This is a genomic window from Psychrobacillus sp. FSL K6-4615, assembly GCF_038008225.1.
GTDB lineage: Bacteria > Bacillota > Bacilli > Bacillales_A > Planococcaceae > Psychrobacillus > Psychrobacillus psychrotolerans.
On record NZ_JBBOYQ010000001.1, the window covers coordinates 1,466,705 to 1,484,428 of the forward strand.

Below are 17,724 nucleotides of genomic sequence, written 5' to 3' on the forward strand. Positions count from 1 at the left end.
AGGAGAGTGAAATAATGAGCAAGTATACAAAAGAGGATATTAAAAAGTTCGTTCAAGAACATGAGGTGAATTTTATTCGTCTTCAGTTTACAGACATACTAGGTACGATTAAAAACGTAGAAATTCCAGTGGGTCAGCTCGATAAAGCTCTTGACAATAAAATGATGTTCGACGGATCTTCTATTGAAGGATTTGTACGAATTGAAGAATCAGATATGTACTTAGTACCAGATTTAGATACATGGGTAGTATTCCCGTGGATTACGGGCAAAGGGAAAGTAGCTCGTTTAATCTGTGATGTAAATAAAGCAGACGGAACTCCATTTGCAGGAGATCCCCGTAATAATTTAAAACGTGTCTTGAAGGAAATGGAAGAGTTAGGATTTACAAGCTTTAACTTAGGACCTGAACCTGAATTTTTCCTATTCAAATTAGATGCGGCGGGAGAGCCAACACTTGAACTGAATGACCATGGTGGTTACTTTGACTTAGCACCTATGGATTTAGGTGAAAACTGTCGCCGTGATATCGTTTTAGAACTTGAGGAAATGGGCTTTGAAATTGAAGCATCTCATCATGAGGTTGCTCCAGGTCAACATGAAATTGACTTTAAGTATGCTGATGCAGTGACAGCATGTGATAATATTCAAACGTTCAAACTGGTTGTTAAAACAATTGCACGTAAACACGGATTGCATGCGACATTCATGCCAAAACCACTATTTGGTGTAAATGGTTCAGGAATGCACTTTAACGTATCTCTATTTAAAGGGAAAAACAATGCATTCTATGATGAATCAGCTGAAATTGGCTTAAGTGAAACAGCTATGCAATTTATGGCTGGAGTACTGAAGCATGTACAAAGCTTTACAGCGATTACAAACCCGTTAGTTAACTCGTATAAACGTCTCGTTCCTGGATACGAAGCACCTTGTTATGTAGCTTGGTCAGGACAAAATAGAAGTCCTTTAATCCGAATTCCTTCTTCAAGAGGTGTAAGTACACGTATTGAAGTTCGTTCAGTAGATCCTGCAGCAAATCCATATCTTGCAATGGCAGTAATTCTACAAGCAGGATTAGATGGTATCAAAAATAAACTAACTCCTCCACCAGCAGTAGACCGTAATATTTACGTGATGACAGAAGAGGAACGTATTGAAAATGGTATTCATAATCTACCTCCAACTTTACATGCTGCTGTACAAGAATTAGGTAAGAATGAAATTATTCGCGGAGCCCTTGGTGAGCATATCTACGCTAACTTTGTAGAAGCGAAAGAAATCGAATGGGATATGTTCCGTACAACTGTACACCCATGGGAACGTGAGCAATACTTGAAAATGTATTAATAGTAAAAGCGTTGGGGCACTAAGCTTCCAACGCTTTTTTATTGTTTCTTTATATAATTGTTGGGCACATATAATGTTTTGCCCAATTTTTGCCCAATTATTTTTCACGAGATTTCATAAAGTCATCAAATTTATCCATTGATTTTTGTTCGAAGTTTTCAGAAATATGAGCGTATATATCAGCCGTGGCTCAAAGGGAAGTGGATAGAGCTTTATCAGTTGGAAGAGGAAAAGCAAAAGACTAAAAAGAATCAGTATCGTATGAATTTTTCTCGGAAGAAAATCACGCACCAAGTAATAGATCGTAGACCAAAACAAATGATTCGCAAGATTATTTAATGAGGAGTGAAGGGAATGAGAACGATTCAAAGTGAGCTTACTGAAATAGGATTTGCAAAGCCATCAAAGGACAATTGTCCATTTACCCACACTAAAGTCAAAGAAAAATTATCAAATAAAGATTTGAAAAATCTTATGGGTTGTAATCGTGGTACTTATACAAGATGCAAAGGTGGAGCCTTTTGACAAAGATAAAAGAAGGGTGGTGCATTCGATTTGAGAGAATTATTAGTAGAATACAAACAAACTTTGAAAGAAACCCGTGCACTACGTACTCGTTTAGAAAAGAAAATAACGATTGCAAAACGGATAAAACATAAAAAGGCACTTCACATTTTAATTAGGCTGCAAGAAGACAAAAAGATTATAAACAGTTGGATTTCAAATCTACAATATTCAATCGAATGGATCACTATCGGTAAACGTCCAGGAGCTCGAAGAGAAATTAGCAGAAGAGCATCAGAAGAGAGAGAAGTTCCTTTTGAACCCTATTGGATTCAGTTAAGAAAAGATGAGTCTGAAAGTATCGATTCAATAGAAAGGCTATTTGATGAAGATGATAAGGAAAAAGAAATAATGAAAGAGACATCAGTAAAGGAAATTACTAAAATCCTGAACGCTAAACAAAAAGAAATATTGACACTAAAAGCAGATGGAGCAACACATAGTGAAATAGCTGAAAGTCTGAGAATCCCTAAAGGTACGGTAGATGTGACTATGAAAAGAATTAAAGAAAAGATAAAAGCGGAAGGATGGTTTATGCTATGAAATCTGTTGAACCTATACGTGATGAAATGTGGAGAGAATCCTTTATTGAATACTTTGAGAACACCAGTGATAGAAACTTAGTATTATTTTTAATTGGGATTTACACTGGTTTCCGTATTTCAGACATTACAAAATTAAGGGTTAAAGATGTCCAGGGAAAGATGCATTTAGACATAGTAGAAGGAAAAACAAAGAAACCAAGAAAAGTATTTATCCATAGAAATCTAAAGAGACCACTTGAACGATTGATTAAGAACAAAAATAAATATGATTATCTGTTTGAATCTAGACAAAAAACTCGCACTGGTAAGAATAAAGCCATTGAACGCAGCACAGTAGATAAGTTTTTAAAGAAGGCTGCGAAAGAAATTGGTTATACGGAACCAATAGCAACTCATTCGATGAGGAAGACGTTCGGCCATATGTATTATACAAAACATAAAGATCTTGCGGACTTGCAGGACCTGTTCAATCATTCTTCACCCAAAATAACATTGAGATACATAGGTATGCAACAAGCTAAGTTTGATGAAAACGTTGCTAACCTTTAGAGAGGCAAAGGGAATTATATCTCTTTGACTTTATTATTGGTGATGTTAAAGATAAAGGTTGATTTAAAATACACATATAAAATGAGCTTAGATTTGTTCTCCAAATGATGTCCTTTTTTACTAAAGCACACCGTTAGTTTAAGTGTAACATTTCACAATGCATATCTGAGATTAACTAATATATTGGACATAAAAAAAGACCATCGAAATGATGGCCATGTATAACTAAAACAGCAGTAGTAGTTTCTATGAGTTTTTAAAATATCCTTTATTATGAGAACACCCTTGTCCTTGACAATTTTATTTCAACTAGATAGTTGAAATAAAACAAAAGTATTCAGTTTTTATATTATCTAAGTTGATTTAGTGATTGTGGGTTGTTGTTCACTTAGGACGTCAATAAAATAATCCGATGCTATATATAAGTGATGTTCAAGATGAGAATCTTCAGGTAATGGCAAGGAAAGATCAATACTTTTATACCAGGATTTAAAACTTGAATTTTCTATTTTGTAAAAAGTGGGATCGTATGCGAACCTTGTCAATCCTGCGACTTCCCTTTCCTCTCGTAATTTACCAATTAGGATTTCAATATCATTTCTTGTTAATTCTTTCAGAATACGAAAATGACGAATGGCATAAAAATTAGTTTCATCTTGCATGTATGTGAATTTAAATTCCTGTCCACTGTTGAATGCCGAGAATGTTAATTCCAAATCTACTCCATCATAGTGCATAGATACTAAATTCATTGGTTCTTTAAAACGATCAAATGGATTATTCTCAAGTGGTTCCCAAATAATTAATTTTCCATTTTCCAAGATTATCTTCCCCCAATATAATTAACTGTCCATAAACCTTATTTTATATCCTGGGAAATTTATAGTCCATCTTTGTAGTCCATCTGTAAAAGAGCTACTTTGATAATAAAAAGCTACTCCGTCAGATCCATCTTTTCGCCATTGTAATGTTCCATTATTATTATAAACAGGATAAACTTCGCCTCTACCTCCAAGTTTAGTCATTTCAGTAAGACCTTTGTTATAATCCCCACTATTATGGTATTGTTTGGCACCACTAACTTTACCTACATAAGTTGAACGTGAAGCTAAGGCTCCCATATCACCTGCAAGTTCAGGCTTTTTGATTAATCCGTAAGGAACTAAGTCATCAGAAATTAAATCTTCATTCAATTCACTTACTTCTGTGTTAATAACCTCTTCGTAACTAAGGTTTTCTTGGGCAGAAGTGGTTGTCCCACTTAACAGTACCAGCATGAAAACAGTGCAACATAAAAATAAAAATTTTTTCATTGATTTCTCCCTCCTTTATTATAGCCATAATTATAGAAAAATTCAGTTTATTTTAAAATAGTATAAATTTACTATTTTCTATTTTGGGGAGTATCTACAAATCAATTTAATAATAACCTTACATAAGCCTATTCAATAATCTGCTTAGTTAGTTTAAGTGTAACATTTTACAAACTATTAACCTCACGAAAAATCAACCCTTACCTTTAACATATCTTTTTTATTTTTATAGAACAACCTACGTTTGTTAGTTCTAACAGATCTATTATCGTTTTACTTCCCTTCAATAAGAGTATTAACCGAACTGAAATGAAATTCCTTTTTAGTTTGTTGATTTATCAAGCTTTGAGCGTTTGAAAATGAGTTCAACTCCCTATCACTTGAAGGGAACTCAAAGGGTTAATGTAAGCGACTGCCCACTAATAGTGAAGAGCAATGATTAAAACATTGCATACTACATGTCATGTGCATCTCCTTTCATGACCCGTAAAACCTTTAATAATAAGGATTTATTGTTATTAATTGAGGTTGTATATGATATTCAAAAGGTGAATAAAAAAACACTAGGTTCTCCTGGGTTTTAAATTGACATACGGGTGCTTTCGAGCCCGAAAGTCGTCTAGTTACAAAACGAAAACGGTGATTTACGTTTTCGAAATAAAATATGAATATTTAAGAATTTGAAAGGGGTGAGAGTGCTTGACACGTAAAGGTTCAGAGGATTCTGCGTAGATTGTTAGTAGCAAAGAAATTTCGATAGTCTTGGGTGTTTCAGAGGCTCGAATCCGTCAATATACGAAAGAAAATGCAGTGGTTAGGGTATCGCATGGAAAGTATGATTTACCGAAATCTATTAAAGCATACATTGCTTATTTAGATAGCAAACGTACAGAAGTGGTTGATAAAACAGTAGAAGAAGCTTATTGGACAAGAGCAAGACGTGAAAAAACAGAGTTGCAGGTACAAGTTATGCGTGGCGATTTACACCGTTCCAAAGATGTTAAACGTGTAATGAATGAAATGCTAGGTCACTTTAGAGGAAAACTCTTAGCATTTCCATCCAAAATAGCATCTCGTGTAGCTGGTAAAACCTACTTAACTGAAATCAGGTATACACGAAGCAATGACCGAATTAGCCGAATATAACGCAAAAGACTTTTATTAAGAAGAAGTTTTTATTGAAGATGACGATGGATTGAATGAGTAAAGAATACCTAGCAACATTAAAGCTAATTCAAAACAGCATTAAAGAAAATTTGTCTCCTCCACCGGATTTAACAGTTTCGGAATGGGCCGACGAATTTCGTGTGTTACTCTCTGAAACTTCTGCTGAGCCTGGACAATGGGATACAAGTCGAGCTCCATATCAACGCGAAATTATGAATGCTATTACAGACCCACGCTATGAAGATATTGTAATTATGTCTTCAGCGCAAGTAGGGAAGTCAGAAATATTATTAAATGCCCTAGGCTATTTTATAGACATGGAACCATATCCAATAATGATGTTGCAACCAACTGAACAAGCTGCAAAGAACTTTTCAAAAGAACGTCTTGCACCTATGTTCAGAGCTTGCCCTTCATTACGAAATAAAGTCTCAAACTCAAAATCACGTGACGGTGAAAATACAATATTACAAAAATCATTTCCAGGGGGATTTATTGCTCTGGCAGGTGCAAATGCCCCTACTGGTTTAGCATCCCGTGCAATTCGTGTTTTATTAGCGGATGAGATTGATCGTTTTCCGGTGTCAGCTGGAGGAGAAGGTGATCCATTAACTTTAGAGGAAAAACGTACAACCACTTTCTACAATCGTAAAAAGGTAAAGGTATCTGCACCCACTGATAAAGGTGCATCCAGAATTGAAAAAGAGTTTGAATCGAGTACCAAGGTTTTATTAATTCTATTTTAATATAAAAAATATGAGGTTTTTCAAAAAAGAAAATATCCATTTGTGCATAAAATCTTGGCATTTCATGAAAAAATGTTATTTTAAGGATATACACAATATTTGGTATCTTCTTGTGTAAAATGAAGGGGGGTGAAATACATGAAAAATACATTTTAGTATTCTTGGCAGCATTATTACTTACCTTTAACATGGCTTCGTTTTTTTGGGCAAACACATCTAGCAGTAATGAAAGTTAAATATCTATTAGTCCAAAAGTAGTTCAACTGACAGATAAACAAGTTGAAGAATACCTACTTACTGGAGAATCGCAATAAGATGATGAACTACAGTGTGTACTAAAAAAATAGAAAAGAGTGAAGAAAATGAAGAAAGTTTTAACAGCAATTCTTTTATCTACATTATTTTTCTTTTCAGTGAATACTTTTGCTAGCGCAGAAAGTGAAAATCTTAAAGCGCAAGAAATGGTATACGGACTAGAAATGGATGAGAATCATGTCAAAGTATTAGGGCCTGTTTTTTCGGAGGATGAGTTAAAATCATTAACAGACAAAGGATTCACCCTAGATGTAATTACACTTTTGGTTTCTTCAGGTGAGAGTAAAGAAGATATCTTAAAAAGGGAATTTGTAAGCAATTCTACAAAGTATTACATAACTACTACTATAAATAACCCTTTTATCCAGAAAGATTATTTGAATATGAATTCTAAAGCTTCTCTTCCTGTTACTAGTGTTGAAGAAGTTAGTTATGAGGAATATTGGCAAAGGCTTAAAGAAGATGATGAAAGGCTAACGATATATAGTGACTCAGATAGTTCATCTACTTCATATAAAAAAATGACTGTTTCTGTATCTAAAAAAAGCACAGGTGTTTATACTGTTAATAATGTAGTTGATTGGTCTACAGGAGCTCTGAATACTAATGAAGATATCATCGGAATTGGTATAAATGGAAATACATCACCAGTAAGAGGTACGGAGTATGGTACTCAAGTAGTGCGATCTGCCGTTTCTCTAACTCATCTGCAAACCATAAACTATTCAAGTAGTAGTTCTAAATGGAATCGAAATGGGGATTACGGGCTAGCAGCAGATTTAGTAGATGGTGGGTTAGGGTGCGTTAGATGTCAGGTTCATAAAATTTCTATGAAGTATGATATTAAACCTAATGTTAGCAGCGTAAGTTTGATTGACGCATACGGTCATTACGCTCACCAAGAAAAAAGTGTTAGTATTTCACCATCATTCACAATTTCAAAGGGTGTCCTTGGTATATCTGTTTCTCAACAGAAATATTTTACTGAACACAGACCGCAACCTCACGCCCAGATGCCCAAATAATTAAATGAAAATATCATTATATAGGAGGGGAACGTTATAACGAATTATATATTACCACACCTATATTTATTTTTCGGAGTCATTCTATTTATCCTAGCCAACTATGTTATACCAACAGGAACAATCTATTGGGTTTCTACTTATGGATCTATACTTATCATTATTATTGGTTTGATTTGGATTTTCTTCTTATTATTTAAGAAAAAAATTAAATAAGCTGAACTGAGTCATAGCGTCGTTCTGACAAGAGCAAAGAAAAGAAAGGAGAATCCATTTGTTAATACATAATGGATTCTCCTTAAAATTTTAATGACCATTATTACTTTGATTATAGGTGGAAGATGATATAAAATCCATTTCTGTTTCTGATACCTTACATCATTTGCAATGTTATATAGTGAAAAATCCAGTTCCTTGTTCAACCAAACTTCTGCGTTAGTTTAAGTGTAACATTTCACAATCAAAACCACCGCACGAAATCAACCCCAGCCTTTTATAAATATAACTTGCCCAATACAAATTAATGAAGTTGCCCAATTTTCTCTTATATGTAGTGACTAATTATGACTTTTAATATTGTAATTTGGCTATTTAATAAGATTCATGACTTTTAAAAACATATGAAAATAGGTAGGTATAGAATCCGTACAACTGTACACCCATGGGAACGTGAGCAATATCTGAAAATGTATTAATAGTAAATGCGTTGGGGCACTATGCTCCCAACGCTTTTTTATTTGTTATAGGTTCGTGGTAAGTATTTTAAATAATATCACATTTCTAGCATGAAATTATTCAATTTCTTTCATGTACTCATCAAATTTATCTATAGAACGTGCAGCAATCTTCTTGGAAACATGTGCATATTCGTCCGATGTATTTTGCATAGAACCGTGGCCCAGTTGTTCCTGTACAAACTTCATATCAGTACCAGCTTCCAATAACAAAACAGCATGTGTGTGTCTAGAGAGATATTCCCAATTTCCTCTAAGCATTCTTTAAAAGCATTAAAAGGGTAGAATTAGGTAAAGGTGTACCATTATCACGACACAAAACAAGATTCAAAACGTGACTAACTAGTGCTTTACTTCAAGAAAAAAGAGTTGCCTATGCAACTCAATTTACTTTAAATATAGCCTACTTTTTAATTTAGTTAATGAACGATGTATTAGATATCATTTATTCAAAACCATTTTGGGGATAGCGCTGGAGATGCACATAAATACTAAAGTATTATTGCATCTCCGGTTTCTATATTTTACAAACAAGCCTCTAAAGCAATTTTCATCATATTATTTAATGATGTTTGCCTTTCTTCAGCACTAATTTCCTCGTGGGTTACTAAAGAATCTGAGATAGTTAGTATACTCGCTGCTTTTTTCCCTAATATTCGTGCGTTATGGAATAATGCATAGCTTTCCATTTCTGTACAAATACAATTATGGTCATTATAAAAATCAACATGATTTGGAACATTATCTTCATGATAAAATACATCACTTGAATGTACTCTACCTTTAACAATAGGAGTGTGGATGCGATTTGCAGCATCTTCAATTTTCTTCGTTAATAACTCGTTAGGAAGTTGGATATCATTTTCTACCCCAGCTTGAACCTTTGCAAATGTTGATTCACTCCATGCACTATCTACAAGAACAATATCATGAATGTTAAGTTCATCTGTATAAGCACCTGCACTACCTACTCGAATAATATTTTCTACATCATAGAACTTAAATAACTCGTAAGAATAAATACCTATACTTGCCATTCCCATCCCAGATCCCATTACGGATATTTGTTTTCCTTTATAACTTCCTGTATAACCAAACATGTTACGTACACTATTAAACTGAACTGGATTTTCTAAATATGTTTCTGCAATATATTTCGCACGCAAAGGATCTCCTGGCATTAAAACTGTTTTTGCAATATCTTCAAATTTTGCAGTATTATGTGCTGTTGTCATGTGATATCTCTCTCCATTTCGTATTTAAGACAGACCACTTAAAATCAGTTGCCTGTATAGTGGTCTAACTTACATTATATTGTCGAGTAATTGTCACGGTCAAGGTTATATGATTAATGTCCGGCGAAACAAGCCGAAAAGGGGTGAGAGGGGATACCCGAAAGAGTTGGTCTAAGTAAGGTCGATGGAAATTATAGATCAACAATCATGGTCACTCCATCTGAAATTATATAAATTGTAAATTCTTAAAAAGTGTCTGTTTATTTTTTCTATGGTACTATCAAAATAGTAATATTTTGAGTGCTATAATCGTGAATTTATGACGAAAGTAGGAAATCAATTGGACAGAAATCAAAAGTTGTATGATTTTCTTAAAAGTAAAACATGGCAATTAACTGAAAGATGGTATGAGAGTCTAAAGAAAGATCAAAATGGAATTTATGGTACTTCTAATCTAGAAGAGATACAATTGCTTAAACAACAGAACCATCTATTCCATGAAAAATTCGTTGAAATGTTTAATAAATCAGATGAAGTATGTGAAAAAAGTTTTGATGATTTTATTACAATGGTTGTTAATGATGAAGGTCACCAACATACTCCGCTTACAGAAATAATAGGGGAATTTTTTAGGCAACAAGAACTTTACTTGGAATTGCTCGAAGAATTTATGGATCAGTATCCTAATGAACTTTCAAGCAAACAAATAATAGCGTATACAAACGCTATATTGACTACAATCAATAACGTTGTACTCAAATTTACTAATGAATTTATTGAACAATCCAAAATAAGATTAAAATCCCAACAAGAGATGATTATTGAACTAAGTGCCCCGGTAATTAAATTAGATAGCACCATAGCTTTGTTACCACTAGTTGGAGAAATTGACACAAACAGAGCCAAAGTAATTTTAGAATCAACACTGCAACAATGTTCTAAATTGCAAATCAATCACTTATATATTGATTTGCTAGGGGTTCCTATTGTAGATACAATGGTTGCACATCAGCTTTTTCACATGATTAATGCGCTAAAATTAATTGGAGTGAGTACTTCATTATCAGGTGTGCGTCCAAGTATTGCACAAACAACCGTACAACTAGGGATTGATTTTAGAGATATAAAAACTTATTCAAGTATTGAACATGCTATGAGAAAACATAATAACAATTAATAAGGGGACGTTCCATTAGGAGCGTTCTTTTTAATTATCTATATATCTAAAGGGGATTGAGAGAAAATACCGCACAAATTGGTATCGGTTTAATAGTTAACAGCTCAGGTCTAATAGATTTAGCTGAATACAATAACTATGTGGATGCCTTTATTCTAGTTTTGATTACCAGTGGTGTAGTTGCGGATCCTACTACACAAGGATCTGAAGTAAACAAGCTTTAATTTATAACAAACCAAAAGAGAAATGAGGTGAGATTATGACTGTATTAGTAAAGACATTAATAAATCGTTCTGTTAATCGTATAGGAGCTGTTCATCCTTCTTTGAAGGAATATACAATTGAATTAATTAAGCGTTGTTACAATGAAGGTATTTACATGCAAATATCATCTGGATTCCGTTCGAATGAGGACCAAGCCTATATTTATGGACAAGGTAGACCGAATTATATTTGGAATGGTAGAGTATATGGTTCAAAAGGGAGTATCGTTTCTAATGCTCCACCAGGAACGTCCATCCACAATTATGGACTATCTATTGATTATTTCCTTGTATCAGATGATGGAAATCAATCATTGTGGACGGTCGATGATAAATGGAAACGTGTTGCAGCTATTGCTAAATCAATGGGTTTTGAATGGGGCGGAGATTGGAAGGGTTTTAAAGACTATCCTCATTTGCAGTACAACAAAGGCCTAACAATCGCTCAATTAAAGGCTGGACATCGACCTGTATTTCTACCACTTAAAGCAGCGGAAGATGTTGCTAATGATAAAATCATGTGGGGTAAAACGGAACTTAAACCAAGTCAGATTGGTAAGGTTACAATCTTGAAACGCATTAACCTATGGCAAGATGGCCCAGACGGTAAACTTCAAATGGTTCGTATTCTGAATCCTGGTGAAGAGTATCGAGTGTATCGATATCGTGACAATCATGGTGGCCAATATAATGTTGGTGGCGGTATGTGGGTTACTAAGATGCCAGAACATGTTAAATATGAAACACCATCTAAAGCATTGTTAGCAAAATTAAATAGTAAATAATTCGATTGCCCTGCTCATTAGAGTGGGGCTTTTATTATTTGCCTTCTCATGTAAAATATTAGTAACTGTAAGAGTTTTCTTATTGAACTAACGCGGCAGTTTAGTTGAATATGGATTTTATTCTGATTGTAGGAAAAGAACCTATAAGGTGGTTGATATAGTGCAAACAAATGCTTTATTTTATAAAATACAAAAGGGAACTGTAATAACTAAGGACTATGTAAATTGGTCGATTAACTTATTAGAAAACGATGTGTCATTACCATCTGTAAATATAATTTCTTCATTTTTAACTGGTGAAAGTATTTTCGAAGTGGAAGAGTATTTTAATAGAGCATTAAATGAGTTGGAAATACAGAAACCAACCTTCGAGATTTGTGCTAGAGCCTATATAGGTCATCTAGCAAATAAAATTATTAAAGAAAATAATCATTCATTTACATTTGATTTTGCTTATAAGATTTATCGAATTGTTGCTTCGGATTTAGATTATCCTGATGATTTGATGGAGTGGTATGAAATAAGTGAAATGATTGATGAACAACGTAATGGTGATATACCTTTAGAGTTTAATGAAAGCCAAGTAATATCAACGATTAAAAATGAGGCAAATATCTTTTTAGGGTTGAATGTCTAGTAATCCATCTTCAAGTAACGGGTGCTTTAGTTAAAAAAAACCATCAAAAAAAATGAACTGCCCCGTAAATGTTACACTTAAACTAACGAAGCAGTTGTGCGGCCGAGCCTAGGTCGTATCATATAGCGGGTGGGATTCCCGTCGAGAAAGAACTAGCCATTCACTCGTAGCGAGTCTTGGAGGGCTAATGGTAACATTAGCCTTTAAGCGTAGACAGTTAGGTGGCGGGCCGAAAGCCAAATGGTTGAAGGGATTGAGCTCCATAATGTTAGTAAATCGAGAGGGCTGATGCCTTAACTGCGGTAGAAAGCTACATTTTATTCTTCGATAAAGGCAAGAAGAATAAAACCTCTCTGGGGTCAGAGACCTTGGCACGTCACACATGGATATGATACGGCAACTCGGGAGACCCTACCGGTCTCTTCTAATAGAAGAGTATGGTGTACAAGTGATAATAAGCAAGGAAACCAAATGCCGTTGTAGGGAGTCGGATAGCAGCGTAGTACCAATGAAGTTGGGTAATGCCGATGGAGGAAAGGCTGCTACCAAGTTATCACCCTTACTAGGGACACATTTACTACACTCGGAGGTAGGAATATTAAATGGAAACAAAACTATTAAGGATAGCAGAATTAGCAAAATCTGATCCTAAAATGAAATTTACATCTATTGTCCATTTACTAAATAAGCAATCTCTAGTTCAGTGTCATCTTGAATTACCTAATAAGAAGGCTACTGGGATTAATGGCACAACTAAAGAGCAATACAGTGAAACACTAGAGGAAAATATAGAGGATTTAGTAAGTAGGCTTAAAAGTAAAAGTTATCATCCTGTTCCCGTAAGGAGAATGTATATTCCGAAGCTTAACTCCAACAAGAAAAGACCATTGGGGATACCGGAACATGAAGATAAGATTGTACAGAAAGGCATTACAAAAATACTAAATGCCATCTATGAAAATGATTTTCTAGATTGCTCTTTTGGGTTCCGCCCAAATCGTAACTGCCACGATGCTTTGAAAATATTAAATTATTACATGGAAAAGAAATCAGTAAATTATATAGTAGATGTAGATATCAAAGGGTTCTTTGACAACGTTGACCACATATGGATGATGGAGTTCTTAAAACTGCGAATTGCTGACCCTAACTTACTAAGAATAATTGGTAGGTTTCTTAAAGGTGGATACATGGAGGAAGGAAAGAAATACAAGACAGATAAAGGCACACCGCAAGGTGGAGTCATATCTCCGATACTTGCCAATCTATACCTCCATTATGTCCTGGACCTGTGGTTTGAGAAGGAAGTTAGAAAACAGTGTAAAGGAGAAGCATACATAGTTCGTTATGCAGATGACTTTGTTTGTTGCTTCCAATATAAGAGCGAAGCTCAGGAATTCTTTCAATCATTAAAGCTGAGATTACAGAAGTTTAACTTAGAAATAGCGGAGGATAAAACCAAAATTATCCCCTTCGGGAGATTTGCGGAGAAAGATGCAAAACTAAAGGGAAATGGAAAACCTGACACCTTTGATTTCCTAGGTTTTACACACTACTGTGGAAAGAGTAAATCTGGATACTTTCGTGTGAAACGGAAATCAAGCAGGAAAAAGCTACAAGGTAAACTTAAGGAATCGAAGGAATGGATAAAGAAGAACCGAAACAATGATATTCATATGATTATGGATAGATTTAAACGCTCGCTTGTAGGTTATTACAACTACTATTGCATCACAGATAACACTCCAAGTGTTCAACAATTTAAAGACAAAATCCAATACTTACTGTTTAAATGGCTCAACAGAAGAAGTCAAAGAAAATCCTTTACTTGGGATAAATTCAATCTCTTTCTTCATAAATATCCGTTACCTTCACCAAGAATAAAGGTGAATATATACGACTTAAGAAAAGAGATTAGCTATATTTTGTGAATGAAGACTTGGAGGAGCCGTGTGCGTGAATAGCGCAAGCACGGTTCTGTGAGGGGAGAAGAACACAATCTACCGCAAGGTAGAGAGGTTCTCTTCTACTCGACTAGTTGAAGAAGGAACTTCAAACATTCATGGAGAAGTAACAACTATAAGTGGTGGAATTAGTGAAAAATAGTCGTGAAAGTGGATTTTATTATTGGAAATTGAATTATAGAACGAAATTTGTTCAAACTTTGTGGATGATTCTTCTTGCTATATTTTTATCCTTTCAACTGCTATTAATGGATATCAATTCAAAGTTTAGCGTATTTTTGTTGGTACTTTTGATAGTTACTCTAGTAGTTCAATTAATTTATACGTATTTTAAGTGGAAAAGTGAAAGACAAACGGTAACTCTTAAAAACATGTGAATATGGGGGTGTTTCTGTATCTAAATAGAGACATCTAGGAGAGTTCAATATTCAATAAGATAAAATTATGGATATGTATAATTAATCTATATTTTCTTTTGGGGATAATGCTTGGTACGATAAAGATGAAAACGAAATCATATATCGTGATGCATTATTTATAGGAGGGGATGAAACAAATGCAGTATTCTATCAAACCAATTGCCTTTATAAATAATACTAGAAAAGATATTTTGGATGATAATTGGGGTTCAATCGTATCAACAATTGAACTTGCGGAAAATATAAATGAAGCTTCATTAAAAGGGATTAATGAATTCTCACATTTAGAAATCGTTTTTTTATTTAATAAAGTCTCAGATGATAAAATTCAGTATGAAGCAAGACACCCAAGAAACAATAAAGATTATCCAGAGGTTGGAATATTTGCTCAGAGAGGGAAAAATAGACCAAATAAATTAGGGGTAACTATTGTAGAACTTATTGAACAAAAACAGCGAATATTAATAGTTAAGGGATTAGATGCATTAGACGGAACTCCGATTATCGACATTAAGCCAGTAATGAAAGAATTTCTACCAAAAGATGAAGTAAGACAACCCGAATGGTCAATCTCTTTGATGAAAAATTATTGGAAGGATTAGAAGTAACTATTTCATAAAATCTGTAAAATAGAAATGAGGGGTTCCCTTGATTAAAATAATCGATATTAGTAATAGAAAAAACGCAGCAGATGTTTTAAACATTCAAATACCATCATATAAGATAGAGGCAGAAATTATTGGTTCATATGAAATACCACCATTAAAGGATACGGTTCATACTTTGCAACATTGCGGAGAGGCATTCTTTGGTTATTATGAAAATGAAATACTATGCGGAGTAATATCTATAAAAGTAGATGATGATGAAGTTGATATACATAGGTTAATCGTACATCCAAACCATTTTAGAAAAGGAATTGCGCAGTTGCTTTTAAATTTTATTGAAACTAAGTTCGAGGTTGAAACAATAAAAGTAGCAACTGGTTCTAAAAATAATCCTGCAGTTAGTTTTTATAAAAAGAATGGATTTCAAAATATTAAAGAGTTAATAGTAAATGAACAACTATCCTTAACCTTTTTTGAAAAGAAATTATAATTATCTTTTTGAAGTAACGGGTGCTTTACTTCAAGAAGGACCTACTTTTATTAGGGGAGATTTGTTAACAAGAATTACTTTATCAGAACTTAAAAAGTATAAAGGACGTTTGGAGAGAATCAACAGTTGATAGTTTGAATCCAAACACAGATTTAATTGCTTGGACTGATGTGGAAGAATCTCTTAAAATAATGCAACAAAAACTCTCAAGTCGAGAGGAACTGGAAGCGTATAGGAAAGTAGTTAATAACGTGATAGAGGGTGTAATGCATTCAATATTAGTTATGATTGATGGTGGCGATGAACTTGCTGATAAATTTTTAGTTGATTTAATTGATAGAGACACTAAAGAATCACTACAAGAAGATATTGCTTTGCACGAAGAATTTTATGGCTATTTACTTGATAAAGAAGAGGTGTAATGTAGTTTCCTTATTAAGATAATGGGTGCTTTAGTTAAATATTCGCTTTCCGAAATAACCTATATAAAATTACTGCGTATTTAAAGGTTAAAATGTTACCACGAACATATGCGAATTCTACCACGGATCTACCACGAAGCAGTTATACCTAGTTGTTTTTGATTATAGGACAACGTCTGAAAAGTCATATAAATAGCATTCGTTTCATGTTATTTCACCTAATGATCTGTAGGTATATTATCCGTACAACTGTACACCCATAGTAACGTGAGCAATACTTGAAAATGTATTAATCTAATAGTATAGGATTTTATAATGGGGTGAGTGATAAAGAGTTTCACTCAAATGTTCAACACCCCAATTTCACCCCTAAATTTAAAAACATCGTTCAGTCTTTTATTGACTTGATCGGTGTTTTTTTATTTATTTTGATCGATCTACAGAGTTAAAAGGCAATGAAGAGAGTTAATATTACTTTAAAAAAGGGCCTCAAACTAAAAAGGAGGAATGTGCGTAAGGAAACTCGAATAGATTGTTATATATATTTTTTGAAATTTTAGTTTTTTAAATTTGCACTAAATTGGTTAAAAGATATTATTGGGAGGCAAGATGTGTAATGCATAATAAGTTAAGTTATTCTAAAAAACACCCTATAATAAGTATCATACTTATTGAAGTCATTTTTTTACTAGTCGTTTTTATAGCAGGTGCAATCGCTACGATTAAACAATTAAGTTACAATACACCTATATTAATATCGTTCATACCAACAGCGCTATTTTTACTTTTTTATTTTTCATGGAAGAGAAAGTGGACTTATTATGGTTTTAAACGAGAAATGAAAAGAGCAAATTGGATACTGTATTTACCTCTACTGATTATTTTAATCGTATTATGCCTTCAAGGGTTTAGTTCCCAGCCGCTTGAAACGATTATTTTCTATGTTGGCTTTGCTATTTTAATCGGTTTTGTGGAAGAAAGTATTTACAGAGGAATAATGATAAAAATATTACTACCACGAGGTATTCTTCCAGCTATCCTGACTTCGAGCATATTATTCTCTGTCACACATATGCTTAACTTGTTATCTGGACAAAGTTTGGGGCAAACTGGACTACAATTGGCTTATTCTTTTCTAATTGGTATTGTACTAGCGCAATTATTTATTAAAACTGGCAACATTTTACCACTGATTCTGTTTCATAGCCTTCATAATCTAATTCAATTTTTAGGAAGCGGAGGATCTAGCGCAATTCTTGACACAATCGTGATTATTATATTAGGTGTCACTGCTATTTGGTTGTCATTATCTCTGAATAAAAAAAACAGATCGAAAACTTGATCTCATTAGTGAATGAATTATAAATAAAAAACAAACTAACCTTATTCTACGATTGAGGTGCTTTGAATTCTTCTA

At 33.8% G+C, this 17,724-nt stretch carries 20 protein-coding genes; 16 read left to right on the forward strand and 4 right to left on the reverse strand.

Features of this window, described 5'->3' with window-relative positions; genetic code table 11:
* The first annotated feature begins 14 nt into the window (after positions 1 to 14).
* The 4 genes from glnA to MKX53_RS07015 all read left to right on the forward strand — a co-directional run bounded on the left by glnA (position 15) and on the right by MKX53_RS07015 (position 3,007).
* Positions 15 to 1,349, forward strand: coding sequence for a type I glutamate--ammonia ligase (gene glnA / locus MKX53_RS07000; RefSeq protein WP_093534877.1), 1,335 nt, complete (start codon positions 15 to 17; stop codon positions 1,347 to 1,349).
* 354 nt (positions 1,350 to 1,703) lie between these two features.
* Complete coding sequence (locus MKX53_RS07005; protein WP_340762036.1) at positions 1,704 to 1,874, forward strand: hypothetical protein; 171 nt, start codon at positions 1,704 to 1,706, stop codon at positions 1,872 to 1,874.
* A 30-nt stretch (positions 1,875 to 1,904) separates the two neighbouring features.
* Positions 1,905 to 2,456, forward strand: coding sequence for a sigma factor-like helix-turn-helix DNA-binding protein (locus MKX53_RS07010; protein ID WP_340762037.1), 552 nt, complete (start codon positions 1,905 to 1,907; stop codon positions 2,454 to 2,456).
* Positions 2,453 to 3,007 (forward strand): tyrosine-type recombinase/integrase, encoded by a 555-nt coding sequence (locus MKX53_RS07015; RefSeq protein WP_340762038.1) that lies wholly within the window; start codon positions 2,453 to 2,455, stop codon positions 3,005 to 3,007. The genes MKX53_RS07010 and MKX53_RS07015 overlap by 4 nt, the downstream gene beginning before the upstream one ends.
* Before the next feature lie 353 nt (positions 3,008 to 3,360).
* Here MKX53_RS07015 and MKX53_RS07020 read toward each other — a convergent pair whose 3' ends face one another.
* Positions 3,361 to 3,828: a hypothetical protein gene (locus tag MKX53_RS07020; RefSeq protein WP_340762039.1), complete on the reverse strand. Its 468-nt coding sequence runs from the start codon at positions 3,826 to 3,828 to the stop codon at positions 3,361 to 3,363.
* A gap of 21 nt (positions 3,829 to 3,849) precedes the next feature.
* The gene (locus tag MKX53_RS07025; protein WP_340762040.1) at positions 3,850 to 4,320 is read right to left on the reverse strand and encodes a hypothetical protein; all 471 of its coding nucleotides are present in this window, start codon (positions 4,318 to 4,320) and stop codon (positions 3,850 to 3,852) included.
* Between the two features lie 762 nt (positions 4,321 to 5,082).
* Here MKX53_RS07025 and MKX53_RS07030 point away from each other — a divergent pair.
* The 3 genes from MKX53_RS07030 to MKX53_RS07040 all read left to right on the forward strand — a co-directional run bounded on the left by MKX53_RS07030 (position 5,083) and on the right by MKX53_RS07040 (position 7,573).
* Positions 5,083 to 5,466, forward strand: a complete 384-nt coding sequence (locus tag MKX53_RS07030) for a hypothetical protein (protein ID WP_340910198.1) — start codon at positions 5,083 to 5,085, stop codon at positions 5,464 to 5,466.
* A 53-nt stretch (positions 5,467 to 5,519) separates the two neighbouring features.
* Positions 5,520 to 6,233 (forward strand): phage terminase large subunit family protein, encoded by a 714-nt coding sequence (locus MKX53_RS07035; RefSeq protein ID WP_340762042.1) that lies wholly within the window; start codon positions 5,520 to 5,522, stop codon positions 6,231 to 6,233.
* A 362-nt stretch (positions 6,234 to 6,595) separates the two neighbouring features.
* Positions 6,596 to 7,573, forward strand: a complete 978-nt coding sequence (locus MKX53_RS07040) for a hypothetical protein (protein WP_340910200.1) — start codon at positions 6,596 to 6,598, stop codon at positions 7,571 to 7,573.
* Positions 7,574 to 8,364: 791 nt separating this feature from the next.
* On the opposite strand, the gene MKX53_RS07045 is transcribed toward MKX53_RS07040, so the two are convergent.
* Together MKX53_RS07045 and deoD are read right to left on the reverse strand one after the other, a co-directional pair.
* The gene (locus MKX53_RS07045; protein WP_340830278.1) at positions 8,365 to 8,496 is read right to left on the reverse strand and encodes a hypothetical protein; all 132 of its coding nucleotides are present in this window, start codon (positions 8,494 to 8,496) and stop codon (positions 8,365 to 8,367) included.
* Positions 8,497 to 8,831: 335 nt separating this feature from the next.
* On the reverse strand, positions 8,832 to 9,542 hold the full coding sequence (gene deoD, locus MKX53_RS07050; protein ID WP_093534875.1) for a purine-nucleoside phosphorylase: 711 nt from the start codon (positions 9,540 to 9,542) through the stop codon (positions 8,832 to 8,834).
* A gap of 340 nt (positions 9,543 to 9,882) precedes the next feature.
* Here deoD and MKX53_RS07055 point away from each other — a divergent pair, with 340 nt between their 5' ends.
* The 9 genes from MKX53_RS07055 (at position 9,883) to MKX53_RS07095 (ending at position 17,649) form a co-directional block, all read left to right on the forward strand.
* Entirely contained in the window at positions 9,883 to 10,719 is an 837-nt protein-coding gene (locus MKX53_RS07055) for an STAS domain-containing protein (RefSeq protein WP_340910202.1), read from the forward strand.
* 56 nt (positions 10,720 to 10,775) lie between these two features.
* Positions 10,776 to 10,943 carry a hypothetical protein gene (locus tag MKX53_RS07060; RefSeq protein ID WP_340910205.1) on the forward strand — a complete coding sequence of 56 codons (168 nt, stop codon included), beginning with the start codon at positions 10,776 to 10,778 and terminating at the stop codon, positions 10,941 to 10,943.
* Between the two features lie 35 nt (positions 10,944 to 10,978).
* Complete coding sequence (locus MKX53_RS07065) at positions 10,979 to 11,767, forward strand: M15 family metallopeptidase (protein ID WP_340762048.1); 789 nt, start codon at positions 10,979 to 10,981, stop codon at positions 11,765 to 11,767.
* A 160-nt stretch (positions 11,768 to 11,927) separates the two neighbouring features.
* A complete protein-coding gene (locus MKX53_RS07070) occupies positions 11,928 to 12,404 on the forward strand; it encodes a hypothetical protein (protein ID WP_340910208.1) in 477 nt (158 codons plus the stop codon).
* Between the two features lie 602 nt (positions 12,405 to 13,006).
* Positions 13,007 to 14,335 carry a group II intron reverse transcriptase/maturase gene (gene ltrA, locus MKX53_RS07075; protein WP_340910211.1) on the forward strand — a complete coding sequence of 443 codons (1,329 nt, stop codon included), beginning with the start codon at positions 13,007 to 13,009 and terminating at the stop codon, positions 14,333 to 14,335.
* 589 nt (positions 14,336 to 14,924) lie between these two features.
* Positions 14,925 to 15,389, forward strand: coding sequence for an SAM-dependent methyltransferase (locus MKX53_RS07080; RefSeq protein ID WP_340913273.1), 465 nt, complete (start codon positions 14,925 to 14,927; stop codon positions 15,387 to 15,389).
* A 46-nt stretch (positions 15,390 to 15,435) separates the two neighbouring features.
* Positions 15,436 to 15,885, forward strand: coding sequence for a GNAT family N-acetyltransferase (locus tag MKX53_RS07085; RefSeq protein WP_340910214.1), 450 nt, complete (start codon positions 15,436 to 15,438; stop codon positions 15,883 to 15,885).
* A gap of 134 nt (positions 15,886 to 16,019) precedes the next feature.
* Positions 16,020 to 16,307, forward strand: coding sequence for a histidine kinase (locus tag MKX53_RS07090; RefSeq protein WP_340762053.1), 288 nt, complete (start codon positions 16,020 to 16,022; stop codon positions 16,305 to 16,307).
* A gap of 616 nt (positions 16,308 to 16,923) precedes the next feature.
* Complete coding sequence (locus tag MKX53_RS07095) at positions 16,924 to 17,649, forward strand: CPBP family intramembrane glutamic endopeptidase (RefSeq protein WP_340910215.1); 726 nt, start codon at positions 16,924 to 16,926, stop codon at positions 17,647 to 17,649.
* The last annotated feature ends 75 nt before the right edge of the window (positions 17,650 to 17,724 follow it).

Bases quoted from the DNA above. Each gene is read 5' to 3' on its own strand.
- glnA (WP_093534877.1), top strand. From the start codon at position 15: ATGAGCAAGTATACAAAAGAGGATATTAAAAAGTTCGTTCAAGAACAT.
- MKX53_RS07005 (WP_340762036.1), top strand. From the start codon at position 1,704: ATGAGAACGATTCAAAGTGAGCTTACTGAAATAGGATTTGCAAAGCCA.
- MKX53_RS07015 (WP_340762038.1), top strand. From the start codon at position 2,453: ATGAAATCTGTTGAACCTATACGTGATGAAATGTGGAGAGAATCCTTT.
- MKX53_RS07025 (WP_340762040.1), bottom strand. From the start codon at position 4,320: ATGAAAAAATTTTTATTTTTATGTTGCACTGTTTTCATGCTGGTACTG.
- MKX53_RS07035 (WP_340762042.1), top strand. From the start codon at position 5,520: ATGAGTAAAGAATACCTAGCAACATTAAAGCTAATTCAAAACAGCATT.
- MKX53_RS07040 (WP_340910200.1), top strand. From the start codon at position 6,596: ATGAAGAAAGTTTTAACAGCAATTCTTTTATCTACATTATTTTTCTTT.
- MKX53_RS07045 (WP_340830278.1), bottom strand. From the start codon at position 8,496: ATGAAGTTTGTACAGGAACAACTGGGCCACGGTTCTATGCAAAATACA.
- deoD (WP_093534875.1), bottom strand. From the start codon at position 9,542: ATGACAACAGCACATAATACTGCAAAATTTGAAGATATTGCAAAAACA.
- MKX53_RS07065 (WP_340762048.1), top strand. From the start codon at position 10,979: ATGACTGTATTAGTAAAGACATTAATAAATCGTTCTGTTAATCGTATA.
- ltrA (WP_340910211.1), top strand. From the start codon at position 13,007: ATGGAAACAAAACTATTAAGGATAGCAGAATTAGCAAAATCTGATCCT.
- MKX53_RS07080 (WP_340913273.1), top strand. From the start codon at position 14,925: ATGCAGTATTCTATCAAACCAATTGCCTTTATAAATAATACTAGAAAA.
- MKX53_RS07095 (WP_340910215.1), top strand. From the start codon at position 16,924: ATGCATAATAAGTTAAGTTATTCTAAAAAACACCCTATAATAAGTATC.